Origin of the sequence: Alteromonas sp. 14N.309.X.WAT.G.H12 (assembly GCF_036697315.1) — a bacterium.
Taxonomy (GTDB): Bacteria; Pseudomonadota; Gammaproteobacteria; order Enterobacterales; family Alteromonadaceae; genus Alteromonas.
The window spans coordinates 1-4,310 of record NZ_JBAHZB010000059.1 but is presented as its reverse complement, the minus strand read 5'-3'; the positions used below and the strand labels follow the sequence as shown (position 1 = coordinate 4,310).

Sequence of the window (4,310 nt, the reverse complement as noted above, 5' to 3'; positions counted from 1 at the left end):
GGGTACCCCAATCGCCCATGTGATTTTGACGAATCACCTTATGGCCTAAAAATTCCAGCACTTTTACCACGGCATCACCAATAATGGTGGTACGCAAGTGGCCTACGTGCATTTCTTTGGCAAGGTTAGGCGAAGAATAATCCACAACAACGGTCTTGGGCTTTTCTTTTGCCACACCAATGCGGGGATCGTGCAAGGCCAGCTCACACTGATTCGCCAGCCATACATCGTTTAAATGTACATTAATAAAACCGGGGCCGGCCACTTCCAGTTTACTGGCCACATCATCTAACTTCACCAGCGAAACAATTTTCTCAGCAATATCCCGCGGCTTTTGTTTAAGTTGTTTAGCCAGTGCCATGGCACCGTTAAACTGATACTCACCGAATTCAGGACGGGCACTTTTGGCCACTGGCACAGGGGCATTTTCCACGCCTAAGGCGTCCAGTGCCTCGGTAAAACGACTGACTAATAAAGCATGTATATTCATTGTTTGTCTTTCTTAATGTTCGCGGGTTTCTTTAAACTGGATATCAGGATAACGTTCTTGTGCCAATTGCAGGTTTACCCTGGTAGGCGCAATATAGGTAAGGTTATCGCCCCCATCCAAGGCCAGATTCTGTTCGGCTTTGCGCCGGAATTCATCCAGCTTTTTCGCATCATCGCTGTACACCCAACGGGCCGTGTTTACACTGATATGTTCGTAAATTGCATCCACATTGTACTCTGCCTTAAGACGGGCAACAACGACATCAAATTGCAGCACACCCACCGCGCCCACAATCAAATCGTTATTGGCCAGTGGACGAAATACCTGTACGGCCCCTTCTTCCGACAATTGAATCAACCCTTTTAGCAATTGCTTTTGCTTTAAAGGATCTTTTAATCGAATACGTTTAAACAATTCTGGGGCAAAGTTAGGAATGCCGGTAAAACGAAAATTATCACCGGAGGTGAAGGTATCACCAATGCGAATGGTGCCGTGATTGTGCAGGCCAATGATATCGCCCGCATAGGCTTCTTCAAGCAATGCCCTGTCGCCGGCCAAAAACGTTAGGGCATCAGAAATGCGCACGTCTTTATTAATACGGCTATGGCGCATTTTCATGCCTTTTTCGTACTTACCGGAAACAATACGACAAAAGGCGATGCGATCCCGATGTTTGGGATCCATATTGGCCTGAATTTTAAATACAAAACCACTGAACTGAGGCGTGTCGGCGCTAACTTCACCGTCTTCTGTTTTCCGGCCCTGAGGCGCAGGTGCCCAGTTTACAAGGCCATCGAGCATGTGATCCACACCAAAGTTGCCCAGTGCGGTACCAAAAAATACCGGTGTAAGTTCGCCGGCTAAGAACATTTCCTGATCAAAATCATTGGATGCGCCCTGCACCAGTTCCAGCTCTTCTTTTAACTGTTCAGCCAAACCGCTGCCAACCGCTGCTTCCAATTCCGGGCTATCTAACCCCTTAATGATGCGCACATCCTGGATGGTGTGACCCATCCCCGACTTGTACAAATACACTTCATCCCGATGAAAATGATAAACACCTTTGAACTCTTTACCACTGCCGATTGGCCAGGTCACGGGCGCACACATGATGTTGAGCTCTGTCTCAACTTCATCAAGCAGTTCCAGAGGGTCACGGATGTCCCTGTCGAGCTTGTTCATAAAGGTAATAATCGGGGTATCCCGCAAACGGGTCACTTCCATCAGCTTACGGGTACGATCTTCCACCCCTTTCGCCGCGTCAATGACCATTAAGCAAGAATCCACTGCGGTTAAGGTACGATAGGTATCTTCAGAGAAGTCTTCGTGCCCTGGGGTATCGAGTAGATTCACCAGATGGTCTTTATACGGAAACTGCATAACGGACGTGGTAACGGAAATGCCCCGCTCTTTTTCCATTTCCATCCAGTCAGACTTGGCGTGCTGGCCGGACTTTTTACCTTTTACCGTACCGGCCGTTTGTAATGCGCGGCCAAATAAAAGTACCTTTTCAGTAATGGTGGTTTTACCCGCATCGGGGTGAGAAATGATAGCGAAAGTTCTTCGCTTATTGATTTCATTAAGAAAATCGGCGTTTGCCATGAAAAATCGATCCCGTTTCGTACACTGATTTGTACTTCAGTCTTTAATAGTTGCTCGCCTTGCTCAGTGTTGTTACATACCGCCGTATACAAATTACGCGGGAACGCCAAGCTCTACTCCTCCCCTCTTTTTTTGTGCTAAATCACACCAAAAGAATGAAAAGAATGCAGGGAGTATAAAAATGCCGCTCATTATACATTTGTGACAGCTAAAAACACACTCCGCTTACGTTTTTCTGCTAACTCGTGGCTAAATACCCACTAAAGACGGCGCTCATCTTTTCAGTGGGGCAATATAAGCCTGCTTAGGCTAGTTTCAGAGCTTTGTAACCTTCCTCTAACCAAGCAGAAAGTGCGGCGGGTCATTCATATAAGATGGAATACTCACAGGTTTCATCGTCACTCCTCGTTGTTTGACTTGAGAAGTGAAGAATGCCTTGGGATTGGCAGGTTCAGTGGTCAGCCAGATGCCGAGTTCTTGAAAGTTTTGAGGGTTCTACTCAGACAAGACGGTTAAGTTCTAGACAAACCGAGCGACCGAAAGTATATCCAGGTGAAGAAAAATGATGAGTAACAGGAAATAGCAATCCTTGTTCATAATGAATAAGCAAACGCCACGTAGGCGAGGAACTCATTGTTGCCAAGTCATACTTTTGTATTACATCTTGTTCCTGTGAAAGTACCGCAGAGGACACAACGCAACATAGGGCGATAAAAATAGATATAAATGTCTGATTCAAGTGAGAGGGATGCCAAGTTCTAGTGCATTTATTATGGCGCGAAAATTAAGCTACATTTTTAGTTTAATCAAATAATAATGGATATGAGCAATACTCATACCCATATAATAAAGAGAAGATTAAATTGTCGATTTTACACTCTTAGTTGTGAAGTGCAGGTTAGGCCATCGCTATTGTTTAAAATGGGGGAGCACACTATCGGCAATACGCAGCATGGCATCTTCAACCGGCAAGCTGTTGCGTCTAAAGTGTAAGCCGATATGGTTAACACCGGCGTCTTTCATAGCGTTAAGTTCAGTAACAAGCCCGTTTACTCCGGTTTCAACACCAAATCGATGACGTTTTATCGGTGCGTGATCGTCTGCTAACAAATTCAAATGAATAAAACTAACATAAGGTTTATCGCCTGCCACATTTCGCCATAACTGAACCCGCTTAACATGATCATCAGGTGTCCCCGGATAGGCCAACCAACCGTCCATGTTTTCACCTACCCACTGCGGGCTTTGCTGTGCAAGCCCTGCCACATAAAGGGGTGCTTGAGGCGATCTAGGTAATAAATCCATGCCCTGCGATAAACGTGTTTCACCCTCTTTTAAAATGCTCAGCGATTGCCTAAATGTTTCACCACGAATTTCAAAATCTACGTCAAACAACGGATATTCAACAGGTCTGTCACCACTGGCAACCCCCAAAATTAATCGGTTATTACTGAGCTGCTGAACAGTAGCCGCGGCTTTTTTAACTAACCAGGGCTGGCGTAATGGCAACACCACCGCCGCTGTGCCCAGTATGATGTTTTCAGTGATGGCCGCCAAATACCCAAGGTAACTGAAAGTCTCAAAAACTTGTGCTGCATCGCCAAAATTAGGGTCGTAAATGGGCACATCTCTAACCCACGCCGCGGTAAAGCCAAGCTTATCGGCCAGCTGAATTCTTGCATGATGTTGGCTCATGTCGGGCACGCCAAACGGCGTCCCCTGTGCAGCATCATAACGGGCCCAATCATTGTCTAGCGGCAGTTCAACGCCAACTGAAAATATATGCTGAGCCAGTTTATCGAAGGGATTGGTTGTTTGTTGTGAGACTCCCGTTGTCATACCTGGCTCCTTATGCCTTGTTGCTTGTTGCCAGTGAACGCTTGTCCAGATGTCCGCTGTATCGGGTAACAACTAACGCAATCACCGTAATTAGCGCGCCAATCCAAGCTGTATCTGAAAGCTCCATGCCATCCACTATGGTGCCACCAATAATTGACCCCAACGCAATGCCTATGTTGAAAGCGGCAATGTTCAGCCCAGAGGCCACATCTACGGCATTCGGCGTGAATTTTTCAGCCAGTTGCACAACATATACCTGTAGTCCCGGTACACTGCCGAATGCAAACGCGCCCCATACCAGTACGGTAATTACCGCAGCCACTTTGCTTTCCATGGTAAAAGTAAGGGCTAAAAGTATGATGGAAAGCGTGGTGAAAAT

At 46.4% G+C, this 4,310-nt stretch carries 3 protein-coding genes and 1 pseudogene; all 4 read right to left on the bottom strand.

Features of this window, described 5'->3' with window-relative positions; genetic code table 11:
• On the bottom strand, positions 1 to 490 hold a 490-nt coding region (gene argS, locus V5298_RS14025), incomplete at its 3' end, for an arginine--tRNA ligase (protein WP_332932073.1).
• Positions 491 to 502: 12 nt separating this feature from the next.
• Complete coding sequence (prfC, locus tag V5298_RS14020; RefSeq protein ID WP_332932072.1) at positions 503 to 2,092, bottom strand: peptide chain release factor 3; 1,590 nt, start codon at positions 2,090 to 2,092, stop codon at positions 503 to 505.
• A 909-nt stretch (positions 2,093 to 3,001) separates the two neighbouring features.
• Complete coding sequence (locus V5298_RS14015) at positions 3,002 to 3,931, bottom strand: TIGR03571 family LLM class oxidoreductase (RefSeq protein ID WP_332932071.1); 930 nt, start codon at positions 3,929 to 3,931, stop codon at positions 3,002 to 3,004.
• 10 nt (positions 3,932 to 3,941) lie between these two features.
• A pseudogene (locus tag V5298_RS14010) lies at positions 3,942 to 4,310 on the bottom strand (MFS sugar transporter); the annotation flags it as partial.

Coding starts and splice junctions, on each gene's coding strand:
- prfC (WP_332932072.1), bottom strand. CDS start 2,092: ATGGCAAACGCCGATTTTCTTAATGAAATCAATAAGCGAAGAACTTTC.
- V5298_RS14015 (WP_332932071.1), bottom strand. CDS start 3,931: ATGACAACGGGAGTCTCACAACAAACAACCAATCCCTTCGATAAACTG.